General features: G+C 42.3%; 29 protein-coding genes, 1 tRNA gene and 1 other RNA gene. 14 read left to right on the forward strand and 17 right to left on the reverse strand.

Annotated features, from left to right (window positions below; translation table 11 throughout):
- The first annotated feature begins 139 nt into the window (after nt 1-139).
- Entirely contained in the window at nt 140-406 is a 267-nt protein-coding gene (locus V1500_RS21975) for a hypothetical protein (RefSeq protein ID WP_409302612.1), read from the forward strand.
- 210 nt (nt 407-616) lie between these two features.
- On the opposite strand, the gene V1500_RS21980 is transcribed toward V1500_RS21975, so the two are convergent.
- On the reverse strand, nt 617-1477 hold the full coding sequence (locus tag V1500_RS21980) for a spore coat protein (RefSeq protein ID WP_409302614.1): 861 nt from the start codon (nt 1475-1477) through the stop codon (nt 617-619).
- 295 nt (nt 1478-1772) lie between these two features.
- On the opposite strand from V1500_RS21980, the gene V1500_RS21985 reads away from it, so the two are divergent.
- The 8 genes from V1500_RS21985 to V1500_RS22020 all read left to right on the forward strand — a co-directional run bounded on the left by V1500_RS21985 (nt 1773) and on the right by V1500_RS22020 (nt 5698).
- Nucleotides 1773-1937, forward strand: coding sequence for a hypothetical protein (locus V1500_RS21985; protein ID WP_409302616.1), 165 nt, complete (start codon nt 1773-1775; stop codon nt 1935-1937).
- Nucleotides 1938-2674: 737 nt separating this feature from the next.
- A complete protein-coding gene (locus V1500_RS21990; protein ID WP_409306082.1) occupies nt 2675-3001 on the forward strand; it encodes a CidA/LrgA family protein in 327 nt (108 codons plus the stop codon).
- Nucleotides 2998-3687, forward strand: a complete 690-nt coding sequence (locus V1500_RS21995) for an LrgB family protein (RefSeq protein WP_409302618.1) — start codon at nt 2998-3000, stop codon at nt 3685-3687. The genes V1500_RS21990 and V1500_RS21995 overlap by 4 nt, the downstream gene beginning before the upstream one ends.
- A gap of 25 nt (nt 3688-3712) precedes the next feature.
- The gene (locus tag V1500_RS22000) at nt 3713-3895 is read left to right on the forward strand and encodes a hypothetical protein (protein ID WP_409302620.1); all 183 of its coding nucleotides are present in this window, start codon (nt 3713-3715) and stop codon (nt 3893-3895) included.
- A 26-nt stretch (nt 3896-3921) separates the two neighbouring features.
- Nucleotides 3922-4077: a Fur-regulated basic protein FbpA gene (locus V1500_RS22005; RefSeq protein ID WP_409302621.1), complete on the forward strand. Its 156-nt coding sequence runs from the start codon at nt 3922-3924 to the stop codon at nt 4075-4077.
- A gap of 43 nt (nt 4078-4120) precedes the next feature.
- Nucleotides 4121-4438: a MerR family transcriptional regulator gene (locus tag V1500_RS22010; RefSeq protein ID WP_409302623.1), complete on the forward strand. Its 318-nt coding sequence runs from the start codon at nt 4121-4123 to the stop codon at nt 4436-4438.
- 109 nt (nt 4439-4547) lie between these two features.
- Entirely contained in the window at nt 4548-4889 is a 342-nt protein-coding gene (locus V1500_RS22015) for a hypothetical protein (RefSeq protein ID WP_409302625.1), read from the forward strand.
- Nucleotides 4890-5215: 326 nt separating this feature from the next.
- Nucleotides 5216-5698, forward strand: a complete 483-nt coding sequence (locus tag V1500_RS22020) for a DUF456 domain-containing protein (protein WP_409302627.1) — start codon at nt 5216-5218, stop codon at nt 5696-5698.
- A gap of 314 nt (nt 5699-6012) precedes the next feature.
- Here the strand turns inward: V1500_RS22020 and ssrA are convergent.
- The 5 genes from ssrA to secG all read right to left on the reverse strand — a co-directional run bounded on the left by ssrA (nt 6013) and on the right by secG (nt 10714).
- Nucleotides 6013-6374, reverse strand: a transfer-messenger RNA (tmRNA) gene (gene ssrA, locus V1500_RS22025).
- A gap of 125 nt (nt 6375-6499) precedes the next feature.
- The gene (smpB, locus tag V1500_RS22030) at nt 6500-6967 is read right to left on the reverse strand and encodes an SsrA-binding protein SmpB (protein ID WP_409302629.1); all 468 of its coding nucleotides are present in this window, start codon (nt 6965-6967) and stop codon (nt 6500-6502) included.
- Between the two features lie 91 nt (nt 6968-7058).
- Nucleotides 7059-9380, reverse strand: coding sequence for a ribonuclease R (gene rnr, locus V1500_RS22035; protein ID WP_409306083.1), 2322 nt, complete (start codon nt 9378-9380; stop codon nt 7059-7061).
- Between the two features lie 68 nt (nt 9381-9448).
- Nucleotides 9449-10189, reverse strand: coding sequence for an alpha/beta hydrolase (locus V1500_RS22040; RefSeq protein WP_409302631.1), 741 nt, complete (start codon nt 10187-10189; stop codon nt 9449-9451).
- 291 nt (nt 10190-10480) lie between these two features.
- Nucleotides 10481-10714, reverse strand: coding sequence for a preprotein translocase subunit SecG (gene secG, locus V1500_RS22045; RefSeq protein WP_409306085.1), 234 nt, complete (start codon nt 10712-10714; stop codon nt 10481-10483).
- Between the two features lie 246 nt (nt 10715-10960).
- Between secG and V1500_RS22050 the strand changes: the two genes are divergently transcribed.
- From V1500_RS22050 to V1500_RS22065, 4 genes are all read left to right on the forward strand, one after another.
- Entirely contained in the window at nt 10961-11674 is a 714-nt protein-coding gene (locus tag V1500_RS22050; RefSeq protein WP_409302633.1) for a D-alanyl-D-alanine carboxypeptidase family protein, read from the forward strand.
- A gap of 695 nt (nt 11675-12369) precedes the next feature.
- Nucleotides 12370-12810 carry an Hsp20/alpha crystallin family protein gene (locus tag V1500_RS22055; protein WP_409302635.1) on the forward strand — a complete coding sequence of 147 codons (441 nt, stop codon included), beginning with the start codon at nt 12370-12372 and terminating at the stop codon, nt 12808-12810.
- Nucleotides 12811-12860: 50 nt separating this feature from the next.
- Nucleotides 12861-13310, forward strand: a complete 450-nt coding sequence (locus V1500_RS22060) for an Hsp20/alpha crystallin family protein (RefSeq protein WP_409302637.1) — start codon at nt 12861-12863, stop codon at nt 13308-13310.
- A 299-nt stretch (nt 13311-13609) separates the two neighbouring features.
- Nucleotides 13610-13855: a hypothetical protein gene (locus V1500_RS22065; RefSeq protein ID WP_409302638.1), complete on the forward strand. Its 246-nt coding sequence runs from the start codon at nt 13610-13612 to the stop codon at nt 13853-13855.
- 435 nt (nt 13856-14290) lie between these two features.
- On the opposite strand, the gene eno is transcribed toward V1500_RS22065, so the two are convergent.
- The 9 genes from eno to V1500_RS22110 form a co-directional block, all read right to left on the reverse strand.
- Nucleotides 14291-15586: a phosphopyruvate hydratase gene (eno, locus tag V1500_RS22070; protein ID WP_409302639.1), complete on the reverse strand. Its 1296-nt coding sequence runs from the start codon at nt 15584-15586 to the stop codon at nt 14291-14293.
- A gap of 45 nt (nt 15587-15631) precedes the next feature.
- Nucleotides 15632-17164 carry a 2,3-bisphosphoglycerate-independent phosphoglycerate mutase gene (gpmI, locus tag V1500_RS22075; RefSeq protein WP_409302640.1) on the reverse strand — a complete coding sequence of 511 codons (1533 nt, stop codon included), beginning with the start codon at nt 17162-17164 and terminating at the stop codon, nt 15632-15634.
- A complete protein-coding gene (gene tpiA / locus V1500_RS22080; protein ID WP_409302642.1) occupies nt 17157-17918 on the reverse strand; it encodes a triose-phosphate isomerase in 762 nt (253 codons plus the stop codon). The genes gpmI and tpiA overlap by 8 nt, the downstream gene beginning before the upstream one ends.
- A gap of 55 nt (nt 17919-17973) precedes the next feature.
- The gene (locus tag V1500_RS22085) at nt 17974-19158 is read right to left on the reverse strand and encodes a phosphoglycerate kinase (RefSeq protein WP_409302643.1); all 1185 of its coding nucleotides are present in this window, start codon (nt 19156-19158) and stop codon (nt 17974-17976) included.
- A 364-nt stretch (nt 19159-19522) separates the two neighbouring features.
- Nucleotides 19523-20527, reverse strand: coding sequence for a type I glyceraldehyde-3-phosphate dehydrogenase (gap, locus tag V1500_RS22090; RefSeq protein ID WP_409302645.1), 1005 nt, complete (start codon nt 20525-20527; stop codon nt 19523-19525).
- Between the two features lie 51 nt (nt 20528-20578).
- Entirely contained in the window at nt 20579-21601 is a 1023-nt protein-coding gene (locus V1500_RS22095; protein ID WP_409302647.1) for a sugar-binding transcriptional regulator, read from the reverse strand.
- Nucleotides 21602-21746: 145 nt separating this feature from the next.
- Nucleotides 21747-21989: a glutaredoxin family protein gene (locus V1500_RS22100; RefSeq protein WP_409302649.1), complete on the reverse strand. Its 243-nt coding sequence runs from the start codon at nt 21987-21989 to the stop codon at nt 21747-21749.
- A 35-nt stretch (nt 21990-22024) separates the two neighbouring features.
- Nucleotides 22025-23356 carry an RNA polymerase factor sigma-54 gene (gene rpoN, locus V1500_RS22105; RefSeq protein WP_409302651.1) on the reverse strand — a complete coding sequence of 444 codons (1332 nt, stop codon included), beginning with the start codon at nt 23354-23356 and terminating at the stop codon, nt 22025-22027.
- Between the two features lie 188 nt (nt 23357-23544).
- Nucleotides 23545-23616 (reverse strand) — tRNA-Arg (locus tag V1500_RS22110).
- A 710-nt stretch (nt 23617-24326) separates the two neighbouring features.
- On the opposite strand from V1500_RS22110, the gene clpP reads away from it, so the two are divergent.
- Nucleotides 24327-24932, forward strand: a complete 606-nt coding sequence (gene clpP / locus V1500_RS22115) for an ATP-dependent Clp endopeptidase proteolytic subunit ClpP (RefSeq protein WP_409302653.1) — start codon at nt 24327-24329, stop codon at nt 24930-24932.
- 189 nt (nt 24933-25121) lie between these two features.
- Here clpP and V1500_RS22120 read toward each other — a convergent pair whose 3' ends face one another.
- Nucleotides 25122-25382 carry an HPr family phosphocarrier protein gene (locus tag V1500_RS22120; protein WP_409302655.1) on the reverse strand — a complete coding sequence of 87 codons (261 nt, stop codon included), beginning with the start codon at nt 25380-25382 and terminating at the stop codon, nt 25122-25124.
- Nucleotides 25383-25401: 19 nt separating this feature from the next.
- Nucleotides 25402-26361, reverse strand: a complete 960-nt coding sequence (gene whiA / locus V1500_RS22125; RefSeq protein WP_409302657.1) for a DNA-binding protein WhiA — start codon at nt 26359-26361, stop codon at nt 25402-25404.
- Nucleotides 26362-26371: the final 10 nt, after the last annotated feature.

Below are 26371 nucleotides of genomic sequence, written 5' to 3' on the forward strand. Positions count from 1 at the left end.
GAATCGTTTTCGATCATTCTATAAACGAAATTATAGTATGCATTCCCTATCACTTAACTGGTGAAAACCAGTACTTAATCTTCTTTGGCAGGATTAGGCCTTTACGAAATAAGGAAACCTATATTAAAGGAGGGATAGAATGATTGTAGAAGGCGAGATTATCTCAGGAGAACTTGATCCATTAAACAAAGAATTCTCTTTGCAGAAAGTAAAAAACTTCTATACGGAATCAACGCTAAAGGAACAGCAATTAAATAACATCTATCAATATTTGAAGAAACACGAAAATGAGGACGATTGGCAAATTATAACCTTATACGACCAAATGCCAGTACGATTATCCCAGGGCGAAATCAAACAGTTCATTAACGACATTGAACATGTACGCGCTTTGTATCGTGAATAATAGAACTTATCGTTCATATGCAAGTCTGCCATTCTTTGCTGATTCATCCCAAAAACCACCTGGCTGCATACCAGGTGGTTTTTGAAGCATATGAGTGTGACATCGGCGTTGGCTCCACAAGATGCGGGGTCAGTCAGCGTTTCCAGGCCCCACAGGACGTGGGGTCGGTCAGCGTTGCCACAGGACGTGACGACTCTAGCCGATGATCCTCTATATCGGTCTAAACCCATCGTTATTTTGATTTCGTCTGGTCTGGTTATATCCGGCCACTCCGGGTGCTCCGAAATTTCCGGACTGCCCTGTCGTTCCAGTGTATCCCTGGCGACCGGATTCTCCTGCACCGCCATAAAGCATGCTGTTTGGAGCAGAAACATTGAAGTCAGCACCAGATGCGTTGCCCATGTAGCCTGCACCACCTCCAGTCTGTCCACCGGTTGTTCCGGTGTTGCGTGCGGCGAAACCTGGGTTCATGCTACCGTATCCAGCATTCTGCACATCTTGGCCAAAATATTGATTTTCCAAGTCTCGTCCAGCCGGCTGATAACTATGAATAAATGTTTTTGCAGTATGATCCTGAAGTGTCGGCACCTGGTACAATCCTTGCTGATTCATGAAAACAAACACTTCATATGCCTGGTTAACACAGTTGACAGCACTGTTAATCAGCATCTGGCGAAGGTTGGGATCAGCGCATTCGAGTGCAGCCCAAATCCCGTTCCTTGCTCCATTTTTATGGCAAAGCAGCACGGCAGCTGCCACCTCTGCATCACTGAGAACGGCATCTGCTTCTGGCCTGAATTGCGGCGGGTTGTTTAATCCATACTTTATATCCTGAGGTTTTATACTTCTGATAACCGTATTTGGGGGAACTGGCGTAAAACCCTTATAATCATGAGTGTATGAGACCATGTCATTATAAGTTCTAATTTCCTCTTGCTGATGTCTAACGATCATATCCAGCAGCTGTGGATTTTTTGCCTCAGTTGCGTAAAAATTAAAGTGCGAAATCATATTAACTTTTTGTAATAAAATCTCATGTACTTCCATTGTTTCATGAGCGCCAAATGGCATAGGGAATCACTCCTTAGAATTTTTTCTAACAAAGAGTAATATCTCCCTTTTTCTTCCTACTATTCATCACATATTTTTAAAATTCATTTTTTGATGTTGAGGAAATTTTATCGGTAAATTTGCTCTGGGTCAGAAAGAAAAGGACACGGAAGGACCTTGTACAGAAGAAACGACATTTTGACCGCAAAGTTATCATTATGATCAGCATATACTTTATCCACTTGTTTAATATTCAGCGGCTGTGGAAAAAGATAAACATTGAACTGTAAGGCATAAAAGAAACGGAGGTGTTTTTATGCAGAAGGATAACGAAAACCGACACAATGACCGGAATGATTCCGCTGATGGCCAAGAGCATGGCGGAATTATGAAAACAGTAGACCAGGCATCCAATGCATTTGTCAATGCTGTGGGAGATGCGTTTACAGATAATGAGGAGACAAAGGATAAACAAAAGTAAAGTAAGTCTGCATATTATGTTTTTGACATAAGAGGAGCCGGGAGATGGCTCCTTTTTTGATTTATATTTCTTCAAAACATTTCACAGCCATCCGTATGAACGATCTTGCTCTAGCACTCTCATCAACTTTAGGTCTTCATCACCCCTATGAACGACCTTTCCCCTGCTCTCTCATCAACTTAGGGTCTTCATCGCCTCTATGAACGACCTTTCCCCTGCTCTCTCACCCACTTTGGGTCTTCATCGACTCTATGAACGACCTTTCCTCTGCTCTCTCACCCACTTTGGGTCTTCATCGACTCTATGAACGACCTTTCCTCTGCTCTCTCACCAACTTTGGGTCTTCATCGCCTCTATGAACGACCTTTCCCCTGCTCTCTCATCAACTTTGCGCCTTCATGTGCGACATAATGCTATTGCCTAAAAGCTGGGTACTCCGTTTTATTTCTGTTATTTAATGAAACCTTCAATGGCAAAGTTAGCTTTATGTGAGCAACACTTGGCTTCTGTGCACTAGCGTAGTTACTTATATAAGGTTGCACTTTTTTAAAAGGGATAGATGTGAGTACGAAAGAAATATGTAAGAATAACTAACATAAAACAAGATATTTTCAAAAACCATGTGAGAATTCCTTACATACATAGTGAAAAGTTATATAAAACAATGTATGATGTAAAAAAAGCGATGGGAGGTACTCAAAATAGCAAGCTTGCTGATTCAATTTTCCATAATCGCTATGGCGCTACTATGTGGCAATTACGCGGTAATACTTCTCCATCTTCCCCTGCCAGGAAGTGTGACGGGTTTAATAATTCTTGTTATCCTTTTGATTACCGGTGTTGTAAAAGTGGAATGGATTGACAAAGCTGCTTCTTTCTTATTGAAGCATTTAACGTTAATGTTTATTCCCCTGGTTATCGGAGTATTTATGTCCCCGGCTCTTAAAGGGATATTTACATGGAATGTAATCCTCGTACTTATATTAAGCAGCTTGTGCTGCTTGCTTGGTACAGCGATTTCGGTTGAGGGCTTTGAAAAACTGAAAAGGAGGAAAAAAGGATGAGCTTACACTTTATCAGCCATGCAGTTTTACTTTCCTTGACACTGGCCAGCTATACGGTATGTCTTAAACTTTTCCGTCGGTTCAATAAAGCCTGGTTGAATCCTTTATATACCTCCAGCCTGATCATTATAATGTTTCTGTTGTTTTTTAATATACCGGTTGATGTCTACCAAAAAGAAAACAAAGTCTTTGGGATGCTGCTTCAGCTCTCCATAGTAGCGTTTGCTTTCCCTTTGTATAAGCAATGGCCTCTTTTACAACGCAATTATCCTAAAATATGCTACGGAGTGCTGTCCGGCACAGCCGCAGGAGTTCTTGCTGTATTTTTCTCATCTCAGATCTTCCACTTTAATCATGAAGTCATTGCATCGCTTATTCCCCGTTCCGTAACACTCCCTATTGCTATAGCCGTATCAAGCGACCTGGGGGGCATAACATCTGTTACCGTATTCTTTGTCTTGTTTTCAGGCTTATTTTCAGTAATTGTAGGCCCGGCATTGTTAAATAAGGCCGGCATTACTAGCAAGGCTGCCAGGGGGCTTGCCATGGGTACCTCCGCACAAATGCTGGGTGCCAATCGTTCTTTAATATGGGGGGAGGAAGAAGGAGCCCTGGGATGTATAGCAATGGCTGCATCTGCTATCCTGCTATCAGCATCTCTGCCTCTTTTTCTGATTTTCTTATAAAAATAATAAAGAAAGAAGGATAAACATGAATATGACTGAATCCAGTGCTCCGGTTTTTTTACAAGGTGTTTCTGAAAAAGATAATGAGGTATTGCTGGCTGAGAAAATCATCCAGTTGGATATTTTAAGGGACCAGCTATATGAAGAGCTAATCATGATGGCTGGCAACCGTACACATGAGTTATTACGGTTCATGCAAAATAAATAACAAGAAAAGAAAAGGAGTGCATCCATATGTCCCTTCATTTTCGTAACGCAATTAAACAGGTAAAAGAATGCTATATTAATAAACTTGTAAAGGCAGGTATATATAAAGAAGCAGACCGGCAGCTTTATCATCTTACCTTAACCGAATTGCATAGCATGACCAAAAAAATTAGAACTAAATAACATTCCTGATAATTAAATCGATCGGGCTGGTGGTGGAGATAGTTTGGATTCATATAAGGAAAAAAAAGTGATTACAATCGGCATTGTCCGGGAACTCACCGGTCTTACAGACAGGCAAATCCGTTACTATGAAGAAAGAAAGCTCATCTTCCCGGAGAGAACGCAAGGCGGGAGCCGTAAATATTCGTTCTCGGATGTAGAACTGTTAATCGAAATCGCAAACAAAATAGAAGATGGTGTACAAACCAACGAAATAAGGGAAGAAATAAAGTATAAACAAGAGAAGGATACCAAATCGGACATCCGCAAGCAGATGCTTCAGGGACAGATTAACGCACATTTTGGCATCCGGAAATATTAGTTAGGTATAAGGGAAAAACGCCAAATTGCCAGGTCTCTAAATAGTATAAGTGTTACGCCAACAGCTGCGTTCTGTTGGCTTTTTTGCATAAAATGGGTGATATTTACCCATGAAGGAAAAATTTGCGATATCATTCGTGAGGGAAAAAGTAATTAGAAAAGGGTTAATTTTGTTGAAGCAGGGAACCAGGTACTTATTTTCATTTAAAAATAGTTTAATCATGCTCCTAGTCGCACATCATGCCGGCCAAGCCTATGGACCGGGCGGCTTGTGGTATTTTCAGGAGGGTGAATCCGCAGATTGGTTAAGAAAATTCTTTGCTGTCAACGCAGCGCTATTCATGAAATTATTCTCTTGCTGCAGGATTAGGCATTTATCGTCTGCTTCTTCCTCTGCCATTCCGTTGCCGGAAGATTCATTTGAAGAATATGATGTAAATGGTTCTTTATGAGCTGCTATATTTTTAAGCAAAGCATAAAGTGATTTTGGCATTTTATGCTTTTTATTTGGCTGTGTGGAACAAGCTGCATCATTCACAGCCACTGAAACTATTTCATACAGCGTTCAAAAAATGCAAAAAGCGGACTGAAACCAATACTGCTTTCCATTCGTAAATAAGGTAATCTCTTGTTCATTAGTTTTATGGAGCCTTACGATAAGATTCTAACGCCGCTTCTCGTATTATAACGATAAAAACCGGGTATACCGCAAAGGGAATGGCATCTGATTCAATCTTATTGTTGAGTAAATTTTGAATGAAAAAGGTGGAGTGTGTAAATGGTTTACTTATGGTGGGGTTTAACCATCCTCTTATTTGTCCTAAGCTTTGTAGGGATTATTTATCCCCTAATTCCTTCTATTGTGGCAATTTGGGGCGGATTTGCCGTTTATCAATTCTTAATTGATTCGAATGAATTATCCTTATGGTTCTGGATCAGCATGGTGCTGTTAAGCGTTGTATTAATAGCAGCAGACATTATTGCGAATAGCTATTTTGTGAAAAAATACGGGGGTTCCAAGAAATCGGAGACAGTTGCGGCAATCGCTACAATTGCAGGATCTTTTATCTTCCCTCCTTTCGGGATACTCATTGTTCCGTTTGCAGCGGTTTTAGTTACAGAAATCATTATCCATAAGGACTTGGCAAAGGCTTCAAAGATTGGTTTCGCTACTATCTTAGGATTTCTGGGAAGCAGCATCGCCAAAATACTCATACAGATCTTAATGATTGTTTGGTTTATTATGGCGGCTATTTTTTAGTCGTTAATTAAATAAATCATTAAAAGACAAATAACTCTCAGATTTACAAAGAGGTACATGCTACAAGGCGTACCTCTTTTTTTGTCTCAGCACTACTTTGCCGGGAATCAGTATGACAAATAAATAGAGATATGAATCAGCATATCTCTTTTACATTGCATATATAATAATAATAATAAATCCGTTGTCCAGCTAAGTTTTTAAAGCACCAAAAAAACAGCTGTTAAAAAACAAATAAAGCATAAGAATGCCTAAACGGCAATCTTATGCTTTTTTAATTTCGTTGACTTAAAAAAAGTTTACTCCACTATGTATGGTGGAGACGGTGGGAGTCGAACCCACGTCCAGACATAACGGCACTTAAGCTTCTACGAGTGTAGTCGATATATTCGTGTTTCGCTGACTCGTTTGCCTATCGACGGGCGTCAGAGCAGCTAGCCTGGTTGTTCTCTTCCTTCATCCTCAGACGGTGGAATCCGGCGTAGCCCACTTAGAGTGAGTCCCTTACCCTACCACATGGGCAATGGAGGGAGGAACCGCAATCAACTGTTATTAAGCAGCGAAAGCGAGGTTGTTGTTTTGTTTGCCAGTTATAGGCGTTGACGTTTTAACGAGGCCGATCCCCTCGACTCGCAACTCAAGCTCGAACTATCCCTGTCGAATCCGTAACGTCCCCTTGATAGAAATGGAACTTACGAGAATGAATAGCCAGCTTCTTTGCTGATATTCAATTGTCATCCTTACTTTTCTTATTATAACAGAAAAACAAAAAAATTCAATTGCCAGACCTTGAAAGAGGCATTACATTTTCTGCCTGTCGCGGAAAGCACGCTCAATATCTCGCTTAGCTTCTTTCTTCTTCAAGTCTTCTCGCTTATCGTATTGCTTTTTACCTCTTCCCAGCCCAATTAAAACCTTTGCGAAGCCATTTTTTAAATATACTCTTAACGGCACGATTGTGTAGCCTGCTTCTTTTGTCTCCCCAATCAGTTTGTTAATCTGTTTTCTATGGAGCAGCAGCTTCCTCGTACGCAAAGGGTCATGGTTATACCTGTTGCCTTGTTCATAGGGACTGATATGTGCATTATGAAGATATACTTCTCCCCGTTCGATTTTGGCAAACGAATCCCTTAGATTAATCTTTCCCGCCCGGATTGATTTGATTTCTGTTCCTTGAAGGACTATTCCTGATTCAAACGTTTCCTCTATAAAATAATCATGATATGCTTTTTTATTTTGCGCTACTTGCTTGCCTTCACCCTTTGGCATTGCTATTCCCCCTTACCGAAAAATTGTAGCAGATTTACAGCTTTACTTCAAACAGCAAGGGAGAGCCTCTCCATGGGGCTCTCCGCTTATATTACTTTTTTCGCCTTCTGCTCTTCCGTTTTGCTGATGGTGCATTTTCATAAAACTTTTTCTTTTTCCTCGGTTTTCGCTCAGAAGACCCTTTACCTTCATTATTGCTCCGTCCACCCTGGAAATCTTCGGACCCTTTTCTCCGTTTCCGATTTCCCGGCGTAGCTTTGAAAATGCGTTTCTCCCCTGTCTGGCGTGGACGGGTACTTTTCATGCCAACTATTTCAAAGTCTATTGCCCGCTCATCCTTGTTGACATTGGCAACCCTGATGGTAATTTCATCTCCGATACGGAAAACCTTTGCTGTCCGTTCCCCAATCATGGCAAGCTGCCGCTCATCAAAACGATAGTAATCGTCTGACATGGCTGTTACATGGACCAGCCCTTCAATTGTATTCGGAAGCTCGACGAACATACCAAAATTGGTAACCGAACCGATAATCCCGTCAAACTCCTCGCCTACCTTATCGAGCATGTACTCCGCTTTCTTCAGTTCATCGGTTTCCCTCTCGGCATCAACTGCACGCCGCTCCATTTTTGAAGTATGGTCCGCTATATCCCGCAGCCTCGCATCCCATTTCTCGCGGGTTGCCTCATCTACCTTGCCCTCAATCAGATATGTCCTGATCAGCCTATGGACAATCAAATCCGGATAACGGCGGATCGGTGAAGTAAAATGTGTATAATAGTCCGCGGAGAGCCCAAAGTGTCCCAGGCTTTCCGGGTCATACTTCGCCTGTTGCATTGAACGGAGCATCACAGTAGAGATAACCATCTCTTCCGGTTTGCCTTGCACCGCCTCGACGATTTCCTGAAGTGCTCGCGGATGGACCGAATTTGCAGTACCGCGAACGATATATCCAAAATTGGTTATGAATTCAAAGAACCTCTGCAGCTTTTCCTCTTTAGGGTCCTCATGGATCCGATATAAGAAGGGCAGTTCCATCCAGTGGAAATGCTCGGCAACCGTTTCATTTGCCGCTAGCATGAATTCTTCGATCAGCCTTTCCGCAACCGACCGTTCTCTTATGACAACATCAGTTGGATCTCCTTCCTCACTTACAAGCACTTTGGCTTCCTTAAAATCGAAATCGATTGCCCCGCGGTTCATCCTCTTGTTGCGAAGAATCTCTGCGAGCTTCTCCATTTCCTGGAACATCGGCACAAGCGGTTCATATCTTTTTATCAGTTCCTCGTCTTTATCAACAAGAATCTTGTTTACATCTCCATAAGTCATGCGCTCGGTTGTCTTGATCACACTCTGGAAAATCTCATGCTCGACAACCTCGCCTTTCGGTGTGATTTCCATTTCACATGAGAGTGTAAACCGATCCACCCTCGGGTTCAAGGAACAGATTCCATTAGAAAGGCGATGCGGGATCATCGGGATAACGCGGTCGACCAAATAAACACTTGTTCCTCTCTCATATGCTTCCCGGTCAATCGGGGAATTTTCTGTAACATAATGGCTTACGTCCGCGATATGGACACCAAGCTTATAGTTGCCATTCTCCATCCTTGTAACCGTAACGGCATCATCCAAATCCTTCGCATCCGCTCCATCGATCGTTACAATGGTTTCGCCGCGCAGGTCCCTTCTATCCTTAATGTGGCTTTCTTCAATAGTCTCAGGGACATCGTTAGCCTGCTGCATGACATCCTCTGGAAATTCCATCGGAAGACCGTGCTTATGAATGACGGACAGTATGTCGACCCCAGGGTCATTTTTATGCCCTAGAATTTGGATTACTTCTCCTTCTGCGCTAACCCGTCCCTCAGGATAAGCGGTTAGCCTGACGACTACTTTATGCCCTTCTACTGCGCCCATAGCAGCACTCTTTGGAATAAAAATATCATTTGCAATCTTTTTATCATCCGGTACAACAAAGCCAAAATGTTTGCTTTCCGAATATGTACCAACAATCTCTGTAACCCCGCGCTCCAGAATTTTTTCGACTGACCCTTCTCTGCGTGAGCCGCTCGTTTGTGAAGAAACGCGTACCAGCACTGTATCGCCGTGCATGGCATTCTTTGTTTCAGTCGGCGGGATGAAGATATCATCCATTCCTCCTTCATCCGGAGTGACAAATGCAAATCCCTTAGCATGCCCGGACAGCTTGCCGCGAATTAGATTCATCTTTTGCGGCAGACCATAACGATTGCTTCTAGTCCTTACAACCAGCCCTTTTTCTTCCAGTTTCACCAGAGCTTTGACGAAATCTTTAAAATCTATCGAATCTTCTACTCCAAGAGCCTCCTCGAGCTCCTGGACGGTTAATGGCTTATATGCTTCTTCTTTCATATAAGAAAGGAGCCTATCCATATGATTTCGAATACTATCTTCCAAATAAAACCCTCCTTTGCTAATCTTCTTGGTGTTTGTTTATATGATTACACTGACCAGTCCAGCTTTTCTAAAAATTGAAACACATCTTCATGGAGCTGGTCGCGTTCTTTATCAAGTGTTATTACATGGCCCGATTCTTCATACCACTTTATCTCTTTTTGGACCGATTCCACTTTATCATAGATAATATTGGCACTCTCCGTATTGATCATCTGGTCATTCCTTGCCTGAACCACGAATACAGGTGCATACACGTGATCAACATGGTTACGGACGTCTGATATTAACTCCTGGAGCGCCTCCAAAGTATTCATCGGCGCAAAGCGGGACATTTCTATTTCGATCTGCTCTGAGGTTTTCCCTTCCCGCTTTTTGAATTCTCGAGCATATTCTAAAACTCCTCTATACATGACTTCTTCGCTCTTTACATACATAGGCGCACACATGGGTACGATACCCTTTATTGGTACAGTGTAACCTAATTTTAAAGAAAATACGCCTCCCAGCGAAAGACCCGCGACAGCTATCTCATCATACCCCCTGCTTTTCAGGTAATCATATGCCATCATAACGTCCTTCCACCAATCCTTTGGGCCTGTTGTGACCAACTCCTCGGGCGGCACGCCATGTCCTTTGTACTGAGGTGCATGGCAGGTATAACCGCGTTTTTCCAAGTAGCGTCCAAGCATCCTGACATCGGCCGAATTTCCAGTGAAACCGTGAAGCAGCAAAACCGCTCTTTTCCCTCCCTCAAATGTGAATGGTGTTGGCATTTTAATTTTCATCAATTATTACTCCTTTTAATGGCACTCTCAGTAATTTATGTAGATACTACTTTAGTGTAGGAAAACACAACAATACTTTCAAAGGATAAGCATATTTTATCCCAATAAGTTTTTTACAAACCCTGCCGCAGACTCGCTTTCTCCGTAACCAATCTTCAAAGAATTTTTATGGTAAAAAAGCTCGTTCCCAAAAGCACGGATATTGATTACATTAGTCATGGCCCCGAGCCGGAACATCTCGTACTAAAGAATATAAAAACCCGGCCATTTAAGCCGGGTTCAATTTCAATATTATAATTTAAAGTATGTCACCAGCAAAGTTAACACAAAGAACAAAACAGCTAAAACGATTGTTATACGCTGTAAAACCAGATCCATACCGCGAGCTTTTTGTTTTCCAAATAGCTGTTCAGCTCCACCGGAAATAGCTCCTGACAATCCTGCACTTTTACCGGATTGAAGCAGCACAGTCGCTATTAGACCAATACAAACGATCACTAAAATAGTTACTAGAAAAGCATGCATATCGAAATACCCTCCCGATTTACCAATAAACATTACTTCTACTGTAACATATTTACCGTTCCTCCACAATGCAGCAAAGAAAATTGTTATCATACTCAGCGCCAATATATGCAACTTTCTACTCAAACAGCCCTGGAATGCTAGTTAACAGAAATTGGGCATACTAAAAAGGCATCCATTATTCCGTAAAAAAACCAGTTTATCCCTTAAATTTCACCAAGCAACAGCGTTATGGAGGAACACCAGATGATTAAACCTGCATCCATTCTGCTTATTTTAACAGCTGCATTTATATTTTTGTCCAGTTGTACAAACCTTCATAAACAAGAAAGAGAAATGAATGGAGTTACAAGCTTAAGGCCGCATTCCGGCAGCATTCCGGTTCTGGTCAATAAATATTCTTCGTTGCCGCCGGGTTACAAGCCTGACGATCTTGTATTCCCAAATGTCCCTTTTCTTTTTACTGAAAAAATTGAGAAAAGGATGCTTCGGAAAGAGGCGGCTTCAGCACTGGAATTGCTTTTTCAGGAAGCCGAGAAAGATGGAATATTTTTGGCAGGCGTCTCTGCATACCGGTCATATGAAGCGCAGCAGGCAATTTTCAATAGTTATGTTCAAGCGCAGGGCATAGAAAAGGCAAAAACCTTCAGTGCGTCACCCGGAACAAGTGAGCATGAAACGGGGTTAGCAGTAGATATCAGTGATAAAGACGGCAAATGCCCTGCAGTAGATTGTTTCGGGCAAACCACAGAGGCTGGATGGCTGGAGAAACATGCACATACATATGGATTTATTATTCGTTATCCCAAAGGAAAAGAGGATATTACCGGATATAAGTATGAACCTTGGCACCTTCGATATGTTGGCCCCCGAATCGCAGCAGAAATAAAAGAAAGAAATATTGCTCTGGAAGAATACTTGAAGGCCGAACCTGTCATAACAAAATCAGATTCGAAATGAGAAGGATCACAAAAAAAGAAATTAAAGCCTCCTTCGCGTATAAAAAGGAATACAGTCTGGCATGAAGAATAGTATGTTGATTTTTTTTGTAGGCGTGAAGATTCCTGCGGCAGCAGCAGGACAGGAGACCCCTCAAGGAGAGGCAGCAGACACTGAGCTCACCGTTCGCCCCGCAGAACGCACAACGCCGCCTGTCACTGCAATCAACAGACCCCTTATTTTACTTCTTCTCGGTATGGCACGAGATTTTCTACAATCTATAAGATATATGTCTTCTAATGTTTCATCCTAATCTGCTGTTTTTAGTGAATTCATAAATATTCAAGGCAATAGAGATGGTTTCATTAACCGTTAAAATTGGCACTGCATAGGATAATATCACTAATGCATGAGGATATAAAATATGAAACCATAATATCGGGTGTACATAATGCACCTATCAAATATTGAAAGGTAACTCCATAGTTGCTGATTATGATCTTACCTGCCTCACGCTTCAACCAAAACTGCTGGGCCGCCAGCCGCAAGTGACCAGGATGGCAATAATGCAGAGAAGAGGAGCGCAATTTCACTGTGCTCAATCGAATATCCTTTATCCTATGTCTCTGTAAAAATATGGTTTACTAAAGTGAGGAATCGAAATGTTTCCATGGAATATGCTTTTTCCCTTTCAAAAAGATAATAAGGATTCCTTTATGAACATGAAACCTAATGAAGTTCAATCCTTTATTAATCAAATATTCTCCCAGGTTATACCGGAAACCATGCAGCAATTAATGGACCAAAATCTGAATAACATGACAACCCCACAGGCTCAGGCTAGTCCAAACAATCCCCCTCAACCAAATTCACTTCAGAATAATACGAACGCCGAAGTATTTGAAACCCATTCACTGGTATATGTACGAATTCCTGTTACCAATACAGACTTAATGGATGATATAAGAGTGTTTCATACCACGAATCAATGCATTATTGAAGGACTTCCGGAAAAAGGAAAAAAACACGTTATTACTTTGCCTGCATTAATTCGAAAAAAAGGCTCCACTGCGAAATATAAGAATGGAACTCTAGAAATCAGATTAATCAAAAATTCAGATGATCAGCTTTCAGAAATTGATGTCACAGAGGAATAACCGTTTAAAGATCTTCTCCCACATAATAAAGCATGGAAGGAAAAACCATTATGGATATGAACAAGCTCCGAGAGTGGATTGAATTATCTCAATCGCATCAAGCTTCACAGTTCTGGCAACAGGTCTTTTCGCAGAACCATGGCCCGGGCAGCCAGACAGGTACCCACACTTCCTCTCAATACATTCAGCGTACTGCCGAATGGCCGATTTACGATATGTACGTAAATGGGGACAGGATTTATATAACCGTTGAAGTTCCCGGAATCGCCAAAGAGGATATTCAAATATCAGTTCATGAAAAAACGCTCACAATAAACGGCTCTTTCAAAACATTTTCCGAAGGGATTCACTATTACGTTAAAGAAAGGCGCCACCAAACTTTTTCCCGCCAAATTGAAATGCCTGACGCAATAGAAAAACATAAAATTCAGACAGTCCTTCAGAATGGATTGCTCATCATGTCCTTTCCGATTGAAACAGATGATATTCCGTCGATATAAGCTAATTCCATGGCCGTTAGATCAACTAGATAATAACGTTGATTGTTACTTTACTTCTGTCAACAAAAACCACTTAACATAATGCTGAATTTCCTGCACATTCAAACCCCATTATTTTACAGATCCTAGACATAAGAACCCCAAAACTTTTGCTTATGTACTCCCCTCTTGCTATATAAACAAGAGGGCTGAACTGTTCCTTTTCGGGTACATTTTTTTCAAAACAAAGGGGTGCATGGTTTAAAAACGGGGTAGGCTGTACTACAATTGAACTATAATTGATTTAAGGAGCTGTTTACATGAGAACGTTTTTAATTGAAAGTGCAGTAGAAATGTTAGTGGATAACTACAGTTCCAAAGAATGCAGAGAAGTTTTCTTTATGAGAGCTTTGGATTATCTTATTTACGATGAGGAAGTAAACCTATTAGGAGATATTCCATTATTAGCTGAAGTTATATATGAAAAAGACGCCCAATTCTTAATTGAGCCTTTAAGAATACATAATCGTAAAGCAGCATTAGAACTTGAAAGATTGCTTGCATAGAAAAATCATACAACTTGAAAGATTGCTTGCGTAGCAAAATCACATAACTAGATGATTGCAAACAGCATTGAACAAAGTGCATGCGAATGTCACATGGTTCCCCTATCCCAGCTGATATTAAATGTATTCCTTGATAGGAACATTAGATAAATTGATGGCATTGTGGTGGATATTGAATGGGTTACAGTGTTTTCTCTGTGCCTTTATCACGTGATGGAAGCATTAGTCTCAATCTTTGACCGTATAAGTAAATTCCTTGAATAAATGAGTGGTATCAGCAAATAAAAAACCCCCTGTTCAGTGTAGTAATTACACATAAACAAGAGGTTTTTAGTAAACAATTGTACGCCTAAATTCAGTATGATGTACTACACAGATCAGACGTCTCCAAACTGTCGTGTACACTGAATTCATGCTTGTTTTTTGCTGATATTATTACTTTTTAAGGTTGTAGAAGCTCTTTAAGCCGGCATAAACTGCTAAATCGCCAAGCTCGTCTTCGATGCGAAGAAGCTGGTTGTATTTTGCAACGCGGTCCGTACGAGACATGGAACCAGTCTTGATTTGTCCAGCGTTAGTAGCGACAGCGATGTCCGCAATTGTAACATCCTCAGTTTCACCGGAACGGTGGGAAACAACTGCTGTGTATCCTGCGCGCTTAGCCATTTCGATTGCATCAAATGTTTCTGTAAGTGTACCGATTTGGTTAACTTTAATTAGGATGGAGTTGCCTACACCCTTTTCAATTCCTTCAGCCAATTTCTTTGTATTGGTTACAAATAGATCGTCGCCGACCAGCTGGACTTTTCCGCCAAGACGGTCTGTCAGCAGCTTGTGGCCTTCCCAGTCGTTTTCATCCAATCCATCCTCAATTGAGATGATTGGGAACTCATTAACCAATTCCTCATAGAAGCCAACCATTTCTTCTGATGTTAAACCCGTGCGGCCTTCGCCTGAAAGGTCATATTTTCCTGTTTCTTTGTTATAGAATTCAGAGGATGCAACGTCCATTCCAAGGTATACGTCTTGTCCTGGCTCATAGCCGGCTTTTTTGATAGCCTCGATGATTACTTCAAGTGCTTCACGGTTAGAACCAAGGTTTGGAGCAAAACCGCCTTCGTCCCCAACAGCTGTGTTCAATCCTTTAGAAGAAAGAACAGATTTTAATGCATGGAACACTTCTGCACCCATACGGATTGCTTCCTTAAATGTTGGAGCCCCTACTGGAAGGATCATGAATTCCTGGAAGTCTACGTTGTTATCTGCGTGGGAACCGCCATTAATAATGTTCATCATTGGAGTCGGAAGCTGCTTCGCATTCATTCCGCCCAAATAACGATACAATGGAAGGCTTACGGATTCTGCAGCAGCATGCGCTACAGCCATAGATACACCAAGGATTGCATTAGCTCCCAATTTTCCTTTGTTTTCAGTACCGTCCAGTTCGATCAATGTGCGGTCAATGCCGACCTGATCTGTTACATCCATTCCGATGATCGCTTCAGCAATGATGTCGTTAACATTACTTACTGCTGTCTGAACTCCCTTCCCAAGATAACGGGACTTATCTCCATCGCGAAGTTCAACTGCTTCATACTCGCCAGTGGATGCGCCGGATGGCACAATTGCACGGCCAAAGTATCCGGATTCTGTCATTACTTCTACTTCTACTGTTGGGTTCCCGCGGGAATCAAGTACTTCACGAGCGTATACATATTGGATAAATGGCATGAAAAACTCTCCTTTTTAATAAGAAATTTTATTTGATTGAATATGTTACTTAATAAGCGATTTTCCGGTCATTTCAACAGGCTTCTCTACATTTAATAGGTCCAGCATGGTCGGTGCAAGGTCACCAAGAATACCGTCATTTCTTAAGCTGATCCCTTCTTTGGTGACAATGACTGGCACAGGGTTTGTGGTATGTGCAGTCATCGGCGACCCTTCCAGAGTTACAACTTCATCCGCATTCCCATGGTCAGCGGTAATGATCGCCGTTCCTCCTTTGGATATAATTAAGTCAACGATTTCACCAAGGCACTCGTCCACTGTTTCAATAGCCTTGATTGTTGGCTCAAGCATCCCGGAATGGCCCACCATATCAGGGTTTGCAAAATTCAGGATAATGGCATCAACCGTATCGCTGTTGATTTTCTCAATTAAGGCATCCTTTACTTCATAGGCACTCATTTCTGGCTTTAAGTCATAAGTGGCAACTTTAGGAGAATTGATCAGGATTCTCTCTTCACCTGGAAACTTGGCTTCCCGGCCGCCGCTCATGAAAAATGTGACATGCGGGTATTTTTCAGTTTCGGCAATACGCAGCTGAGCCAGATTATTCTGTGATAGAACTTCACCTAAAGTATTATCCAGATTAGCAGGATTAAATGCTACATACCCATCTACTGTTTCCGAAAAATGAGTCAAACATACAAAGTGCAGGTTTTTTGGATGGCCAGGCCCTCGATCGAAGGAACGAAAATCTTTATTCGTAAAAGTATTCGATATCTGGATGGCCCGATCAGGACGGAAATTATAGAAAATAACCGCATCATTATCTTTTAGGGTCGCAACCGGCTTCCCATCTTCAGCTGTTAAGACCGAAGGAATCACGAATTCATCGAAAATCCCGTGGTCATAGGAATCCTGCACACATTCCAATGCGGATGAATACGCAGGCCCGTCACCATACACCATAGCACGATACGATTTTTCAACCCGTTCCCAACGCTGGTCACGATCCATCGCATAATAGCGTCCTGAAATGGTTGCAAATTTTCCAACTCCGAGCTCTTTCATTTCGGATTCTGCTTCTCTGATGAACCCTTCTGCTGTTTGCGGACCGACATCACGTCCATCAAGGAATCCATGTACATACACGTTTTTTATGCCTTCATCAGCTGCAAGCTTTAACAGGGCATACAAATGATGAATATGACTATGTACGCCTCCGTCAGACAAAAGGCCAAACAAATGAAGGTCCGTCCCCTTTTCCTTGACATGCTTCATTGCATTTAGAAAGGTTTCATTCCGTTGAAACTCTCCTTCACGGATTGCTACATTGACCCGCGTCAGACTCTGGTAAACAATCCGGCCGGCACCGATATTAAGATGCCCTACCTCTGAGTTTCCCATTTGTCCCTCTGGAAGGCCAACTGCTTCACCGCTTGCAGTCAGCTGGGCATGCGGATACTGCTGCCAGTATCTGTCGAAATTAGGCTTATTCGCCTGGGAAACCGCATTTCCCATTGTTTCCTGGCGGCAGCCAAAGCCGTCCAGGATAATTAATGCAACAGGAGCTTTACTCATTTTGTCCAGCCTCCAGAAGCTTCAGGAAGGAGCCAACTTCAAGGCTTGCTCCGCCGACTAACGCACCATCAATATCTGTCTGTGACATATACTCTTTAATATTTTCAGGCTTTACGCTTCCACCGTACTGGATTCGAACCGAATCGGCACTTTCCTGTGAAAATTGTTTCGCTACAACAGAACGAATATGACTGCATACCTCATTGGCATCCTGTGAAGTCGAGGACTTGCCCGTTCCAATTGCCCAGATCGGCTCATAAGCAATAACCGTTCGTTTAACTTGATCTTCTGTTAAGCCCTCAAGAGCCTTCTGAACCTGGTTTCCTACGAGTTCATTTGTCTTTCCGGCCTCACGCTCTTCAAGAGTCTCGCCGCAGCAAACAATCGGAGTAATGCCATGCTTGAATGCAGCATGAACTTTTTTATTCACGGACTCGTCTGTTTCATTAAAAAGCTCACGGCGCTCAGAATGACCTAAAATGACATAATCAACACCGATGTCTTTTAGGGCTACCGGGCTGATTTCTCCAGTGAATGCGCCATTTTCTTCAAAATACATATTTTGTGCCCCTATTTTCACATCCGTACCTTCCGCGCTTCGCACTAAGTCCGCTAAAAACAGCGCAGGTGCACATACTACAGATTCAACTTTATCCTTATCTGGTACAAGGCTGCTCACTTCTTCAAGGAATACCTTTGCCTCAGAAAGTGTTTTGTTCATTTTCCAGTTACCAGCAATGATTGGTTTTCGCATGTTCTACCATCCTTTCTGTTGTTAAGACGGTTCTCTATAGCATTATGAATGCCGTTTATTTATCGTTTAAAGCCACTACCCCCGGCAGTTCCTTGCCTTCCATGAATTCCAATGAGGCACCGCCGCCAGTGGAAATGTGTGACATTTTATCCGCAAGGTTAAACTTTTCAACAGCAGCCGCTGAATCGCCCCCCCCGATGACACTATATGTCCCTTCAGAATCCGCAAGTGCCTCAGCTACCCGCTTCGTTCCGTTAGCAAATGTGTCGATTTCGAACACACCCATAGGCCCATTCCAAATGACAAGTTTGGAACTCTTAATCACGTCGGCATATAGCTCCCTTGTTTTAGGGCCGATATCCAGTGCCTCCCAATCTGATGGAATAGAATTGATATCTACCTCTTTTATATTGGCATCAGCGGAGAAATCATCTGCCACTACAACATCGATCGGCATATACATTTTTACGCCCTTTTCCTCAGCCTTCGCGATAAATGATTTAGCCAGGTCCAACTTGTCCTCTTCCAGAAGGGATTTCCCGATTTCATGTCCCTGTGATTTGATGAATGTGTACGCAAGTCCTCCGCCGATAATCAAATTATCCACCTTATCAAGCAGGTTCTCGATAACACCGATCTTATCTTTTACCTTCGCTCCGCCAATAATGGCCGTAAACGGTCGTTCAGGGTTAGACAATGCTCTGCCCAGCACATCCAATTCTTTTTCCATAAGCAGACCTGCTACAGCTGGCAAATGGTTAGCAATGCCTTCCGTTGAGGCATGAGCACGGTGAGCAGCTCCAAAGGCATCGTTTACATACACGTCAGCAAGCTCCGCAAAAGCTTTGGCCAATTCCGGATCATTTTTTTCTTCTCCAGGAAAGAAACGCACGTTTTCCAGCAATACGACATCTCCGCCATTTAGCTTTTCCACTTCCGCCTTCGCAGCATCTCCATAAGCCTCGTTTGCTTTTGCGACATTTTTGCCAAGCAATTCGCTAAGACGCTTTGCGACTGGAGTAAGTCTCAATTCCTCCACAACTTGACCTTTTGGGCGTCCCAGGTGGCTTGCTAAAATAACTTTTGCTCCCTGGTCGGAAAGATACTGAATGGTTGGAAGAGCTGCGCGGATTCTTGTATCGTCTGTGACATTTCCATTTTCCATAGGAACATTAAAGTCCACACGGCAAAAAACACGTTTGCCTTTCACATCAATATCCTTGATTGATTTCTTGTTCATCGCAAAGGACCTCCTTGATTATTTACAGGTACAGGGAATTGCCTGTGCAGGCGTCGAGCAGCCTGCCTAAGCTGCAGTTCGAAGAAACGCTGCACATGATGCCCACTCCCGGGATGGGCTGGATACATGGGTGGCTTTAGATTGAATCTACGGCTATTTAGACTGCCTCCGCGCCTGGAAACAGACCTTTCACCTTTTTCTCCGAGCTGACGCGCATTAGGCTATGCATCAGTCGGCAATTATGAGTAATGTCTATTCTAGTTAAAAAGGGAGAGGGCACACAGTGTTCCCATCTCCCCTTTTCCACAGTTTTCATTATAAATCTTTTGTTATATATTATCCAAAATTTACCTTGGAATATTTATTAAAGTCCTTTAGATGCAATGTAATCGACGAGGTCAACCACTCGGTTAGAGTAGCCAGTTTCGTTATCGTACCAAGAAAGAACCTTAACCATGTTTCCATCCATTACCATTGTAGATAGAGCATCGATGGAAGAAGAATATGTGCTGCCGTTGTAGTCTCTAGAAACTAATGGAAGTTCATTGTATTCAAGAATACCTTTTAGTTCGCCTTCAGCAGCTGCTTTTAAAGCTTCATTTACTTCTTCTGCAGTTACATCCTTTTCAAGTTCAGCTACAAGGTCAACTACAGATACGTTTGGTGTAGGTACGCGCATAGCCATACCGTTTAGTTTTCCTTTTAATTCAGGCAGTACAAGAGAAACCGCTTTTGCAGCACCTGTTGTTGTTGGAATGATATTTTCCGCTGCAGCACGCGCACGGCGGTAGTCGCTATGCGGAAGGTCAAGAATTTGCTGGTCGTTTGTGTATGAGTGAACAGTAGTCATCATACCGCGCTTAATTCCGAATTTTTCATGAAGCACTTTAGCAAACGGAGCCAGGCAGTTTGTAGTACAAGAAGCATTAGAAAGAACATGGTGGTTGGCTGCCTCATACTTGTCATGGTTAACACCCATAACGATCGTGATATCTTCGTCATTAGCAGGAGCAGAAATAATAACCTTTTTAGCGCCAGCTTCTAAGTGTTTAGCTGCGTCGGCACGCTTCGTGAAACGGCCTGTAGATTCAACAACCACTTCAACACCAAGGTCGCCCCATCCAAGTTGAGCTGGGTCACGCTCAGCAAGCACTTTTACTTTATGTCCATCAACTACAAGAGAATCGCCATCGACAGTTACCTTTTCAGGCAATGTTCCATGAACTGTATCATATTGTAATAGGTGTGCCAGCATATTTGCATCTGTTAAGTCGTTAATTGCCACGATTTCTACATTAGGGTTCTTTAATGCAGCACGAAATACATTTCGTCCAATACGACCAAATCCATTAATACCAACTTTTACCATGCTTAAGTTCCTCCTTTAAATTAGGAAAATAAAATTTTATATAAAAGGTTATTAACCCTTTAGTAACTCTTGTGCGGCTGCTTCATCTGTAATTAACACAGTGGAAGAAGGAGCCCTCCTCATATATGCGCCTATTGCCTTCGCTTTTGACTTGCCTCCAGCGACTGCAAAGACACTTTTTGCATGTTTCAGATCATCAAGCTGGATTCCAACGGTTTGTACTTTGTGAATGACATCGCCGTTCTCATTAAAATAATAGCCAAACGCTTCCCCGACGGCATGTTCATCTAGTAAAGTACGCATGGTATCCGGAGACGTTTTCCTGCGTTCAGCCATCGCCATTGCATCACCAATTCCATGCACTACCATGTTCGCAGATTTGATCAAGCGAATTACTTCCCTGATAGATGGTTCTTTCATGAAGGATTGATAGGCTTCCTGGCTTACCTGATCAGGAACATACAAAACTTTGTATGTAGCTTTTGCCTTTTCCGCCATCTTCGAAACAATCACGTTAGCCTGGTTTTTCATGTCTTCACCAATGCCTCCGCGGGCAGGAACAAAAGTCAGCTCACTTCCCGGAAGAGCAGGCGTAATCATATCTGCTACCTCGGCCATCGTCGACCCGCCAGTCACAGCTATGATATTTTCCCCAACCCATTCTTGTTTCATACGATTGGCACACGCTTTTCCTAGCTCGCTTTTCATCCATGGGGACTGATCACTGTCTCCTGAAACAACAATTACTTCCTTGACACCAAGTTTTCTCTTTAATTCCTGTTCAATTAAATCTATACCCATTACTTCACGCATTATCCCCTCTAATTGAAAAAGGATTTCTGCTCCATCGGCCGAAAGCTGCATTCCGGTGCTATACACCTCGATCAAATGCTGGTTCTTTAGAAAATCCACTTCACTGCGAAGCGTCCTTTCCGTCAGGTTCAAACTGGTAGCCAGGCTTCTGCGCCCCACAGGCTGCATAGTTTTGATATAACGCAGGATATCATATCGTTTTTGCATAACTGCGAGGAAATCGGGTAATAATTTCCTTTGAACATCAAGCAATGAGCGCATGTATCAAATCTCCTTGCAAATTAATCAGCAGGGACGCATTTCGTCCCGCATAGACATTTATTGTCCCACTTGGTGAAAAAAAATATTCCTGCTTACATTTCTTATTTTAGCAGGAATATCCTCCTTATTGCAACAAATTAGTCCTTTATTTTTGAAAATGGGCGTAAACCATTGATTTATCGATATTTCCATATTGTATAAGCTGTCCGTTCAGTTCCAAAACAGGAATCATCAGAGCGTACTTTTCAATCAGTTCATCATCTGAGTATATGTCTATCTCTTCATAAGTTAGCCCCGACTCTTCGCGGATCTCCTCCAGTATAAGTTTAGCCTTATCACACAGAGGACAGTTTCCCCTGCTGTATAAAATGAATGATGATCTATTCAATGTTCAGCCTTCCTTTTTTAAGCTCATTCTTTCTATCAATTTTCGTACCGTCTCCGCTTTGAGGATGATGGAATCCCAAGCTGTTCACGGTACTTTGCAACTGTTCTCCTTGAAAGGATGATTCCCTGGCTATCTTTGAGTATATTGCAGACATCCTGGTCGGAAACCGGTTTTAGTTTATTTTCTGATTTTATGATGGCCTGGATAGCATGCTTGGCTGTTTCAGACGAAATATCATGGTCGGCCGCCTGCAGTGTCGAGGTGAAGAAACACCTCATTTCAACTGTCCCAAAGGAGGTCTGAACATACTTGTCTTTCACGGCCCTGCTTACCGTTGATTCATGGACGCCCAGTTCATCTGCAACATCCTTCATCGTCATGGGCAATAAAAAGGAAGGGCCGCTACTAAAGTATTTTCCCTGTCTCTTGACTATGATTTTCATCACATTCAGGATGGTTTCCCGCCTTTGGGTTATCGCTCGCGAAATCCACTGATATTCCTGCCACTTTTCCTGCAGGAATTGATCGACCTTTGAGTCTCCGTGGCTCTTCATCTGATTAAAATAACCTTCGTTAAGGCTTACCCCTGATGAATGTGCCTCATAAAGAGAAATGGAGTATTCGTTGTTCTTATATTCCACTGTAACATCAGGAGTTATATAAGCAGCCTTTTCATTATAAAAAACGGCACCCGGCCTAGGATTTAAAGTCTTTATGTAATCGTACGCCTTTTGGATTTCACCGACTGGCACAGACAATTTCTTGGAGAGCTGTTTCCATTTCTTATCGGCAAACAGAAAAAAATCCTCAGAAATGATTCTTTCAGCAAGCCTATTACCGTCCCTGCGTATCTGTATAAGCAGGCATTCCTTCAGATGTCGTGCTCCAATGCCTGGCGGCTCCAGTTCATGAAGCAGAGCAATACATTCCTCGATATCCGTTTCCGGAAATCCAGTGATTGCTGCAGCCTCATCCACATTGATTCGCAAGTAACCATTTTCATCAAGGTTACGAATCATTTGCCTAAAGAGCCTCACACCAGGCTCTGAAATCGCCTTCAAATCTAATTGGGACAGTAAGTGTTCCTCCAGGCTTGAAGTCTCCTGGCCAATTTGTTCGATCCAATTCTTTGAGTTCGAATCGCTTTTAAGCACTTTGTTACTCTTTCTTTTTTTTGAGCCATAATCGGAGCGCAGTGCCTGTGTATGGGATTGATTCAGCGATAATAGCGGGTTTTCCATAGATTTATTCTCCAAAAAAGCGGATAGCTCCTGGGAAGAATACTGCAAGAGCGCAATCGCCTGGCTTAAATCCTGGGTCATCGTCAACTTTAATGTTTGATACTGAAATAGTCCCGCCTTCATCATCCTATCTCCCCCTCATGCCCATTTTACATGAATTGCGTACATTCTTGTATAAAAAGCTTCGAAAATCAATACAGTTTATTACAATTATAGATATGACAGAAAATCCCCAGTGATGCCTCAGTTTTCCCACATAACTGCATCCAGACATAAAAGCCTCCTGCTTTTATGTAAGCAGGAGGCTTTTGGTACGCCCTCGGCAGGAATCGAACCCACATCTCAAGAACCGGAATCTTACGTGCTATCCGTTGCACCACGAGGGCATAATAAAATGTTGTATTGCTGAAGCGATCGAGGGTGATTTATTACAACACGACCCCAAGACACTTTTATATAATAACCAAATTGCTCTTACATGTCAACGCCAAATAAAGGATATATCTTGCTGCATGTATCGTCTGCTTTTTAAAATAAGGATTCACAGGGGACTCGCCCCCTAAAAGGTCTATGTCTTCAGCCTCTTATGAACGCCCGTTTTTGCGGTTTGTCTCCAGTTGGCTACTCATCAATCATATAAGACCCTTCTTTCACTCTTTACTCAGGTTAGTGTCCTTCACTCTCACTTATAGAGAACCTTTTTGCTGAATTTGTTACCAGGTTCGTCACTCGTCACCTTTACAAAGAATCTTTTCACTAGTTTAAGTCCTTCATTACCCTTCCGAACGCTCTTCGATTCTAAATCTTGACGGAAACGGATCTCACACAATTCTGTTATACTTCAGCGGCAAAGAACCTCAGCATAATGACCGTACAAGACCCGGTAGTAAACTAAAGCTCCTGGTTTAAAACAAAAAAGAATGGGTATCATGGTTAAAGTCGCTGTTTTTGGAGAAATTGTCGAACAAATAATATAAGACACGAGTTTGTTTTGTTTGACCTTAATTGACCAAAAAGTGTATCATTACTTACATAAAGGGTTTTCACTGAGAAATCATCCCTAAAACATCTCTCTTTAATAAGGAGGAACAAATTCATGAATTTAATTCCTACAGTAATTGAACAGACAAATCGTGGAGAACGCGCCTACGATATTTATTCACGTCTATTAAAAGACCGCATCATCATGCTGGGCAGCGGTATTGATGATAATGTGGCAAATTCCATTGTTGCACAGCTGCTTTTCCTGGAAGCCGAAAATCCGGAAAAAGACATTACTTTGTATATTAACAGCCCTGGAGGCAGCATCACTGCAGGTATGGCCATCTACGATACAATGCAGTACATTAAGCCAAAGGTATCAACAGTATGTATCGGAATGGCTGCATCAATGGGTGCATTCTTGCTTGCTGCCGGGGAAAAAGGCAAGCGCTTTGCACTTCCAAATAGTGAAGTCATGATTCACCAGCCTCTTGGAGGAGCCCAAGGACAGGCTACAGAAATCGAAATCGCTGCAAGACGTATCCTGTTCTTGCGTGACAAGTTGAACAAGGTTCTATCAGAACGTACTGGTCAGCCATTAGAAGTAATCGAGCGCGATACTGAGCGCGATAACTTTATGACTGCTGATAAAGCGAAAGAATACGGATTGATTGATAATGTAATCTCCCGTAACACGGTTGAGAAAAAAGAAGATAAATAATGTTAGACATAAGAAAGGCTCAAGCGGCCTTATCTGCCATCAGCCTAAGTAAAACAAAGTCATACTTTCTTATCTATCAAAAAAGGATGCCGGTCCCATTTCAGGACGGCATCCTTTTTTCACACATTAGCAGCGAATTTATCAAACACCAAACGTGTCCTATTAAAATCCATGTTTCCAGGTTTTATTCTACATATGATCATTTTCGATGAACGCTTTAAGAGCAACCATGGCCTCTTCTTCATCGTTTCCATCGACTATCAGGCTGATCACCGTTCCTGAACTCACCGCCAGGCTCATCAACCCCATAATGCTCTTCGCATTGACTTTTTTTCCTTCCTTTTCAAGGAAGACATCAGAGCTGAATCTGCTGGCCTCTTGTACAAAAAGAGCAGCCGGACGCGCCTGCAAGCCATTTTTCAACCTGACCTCAACTTGTTTTTCTACCATTCCCTTACCTCCCCGGAAATTATATTTTTTGAGCAGAAAAGGATTCGCCAGCCCTTAATCTCTCTGCTATTTCGTCCAGTTTTCTTAATCGGTGATTGATACCTGACTTGCTTATATTCCCCCCAGATACCATCTCTCCGAGTTCTTTTAAAGTGACATCCTGAAAAGCAACCCGAAGTTCGGCAATTTCCCTCAGCTTCTCCGGCAATATACTTAGTCCTACCGTTTTTTCGATATACTGGATATTCTCCACCTGCCTGAGTGATGCACCGATCGTCTTATTTAAGTTGGCAGTTTCACAATTGACAAGACGGTTAACAGAATTTCTCATATCCCGTACAATCCTCACATCTTCAAAACGCAGGAGCGCTGAATGGGCGCCAATGATACTTAGAAAATCCGCAATTTTTTCCGCTTCCTTTAAGTACGTAATATGTCCTTTTTTTCGCTCCAAGGTTTTTGCCTTGAGATTAAACCCATCATTCATGAGTTTGCAGAGGGCATCGTTATGTTCTTTATATAGCGAGAAAATTTCTAAGTGGTATGAGGATGTTTCCGGGTTATTGACAGAGCCGCCCGCTAGGAAAGCACCTCTTAAATAGGCCCGTTTGCAGCACTTTTTAGCAACCAGGTCTTGAGAAATTGTATGCTGGATGACAAACCCTCCATCAAGGATCTTAAGGTCGTTTAAAACTTCCTGGCCGCCTCCCGACATCCTGACGATGTAAACATTATTCTTCTTTAATTTCATTTTCTTGCGGACCAGCAACTCCACCTGCACTTCATAGCTGCTTTTTATCAGCGTATAAATCCGCCTGGCAATGGCCGCATTTTCTGTCTGAATATCCACAACGAGCTTTCGGTTCGAAAATGAAAGGGAACCATTCATCCTGATAAGAGCACAGAGCTCTGCCCTACCGCAGCATTCCTTTTCTTCCAGCGTTGTCAGCTCTTTTTTGGTTTCTGAAGCAAACGACATGATATTGATA

This window comes from Peribacillus sedimenti, assembly GCF_046237635.1.
In the GTDB taxonomy this organism is placed as follows: domain Bacteria; phylum Bacillota; class Bacilli; order Bacillales; family DSM-1321; genus Peribacillus; species Peribacillus sedimenti.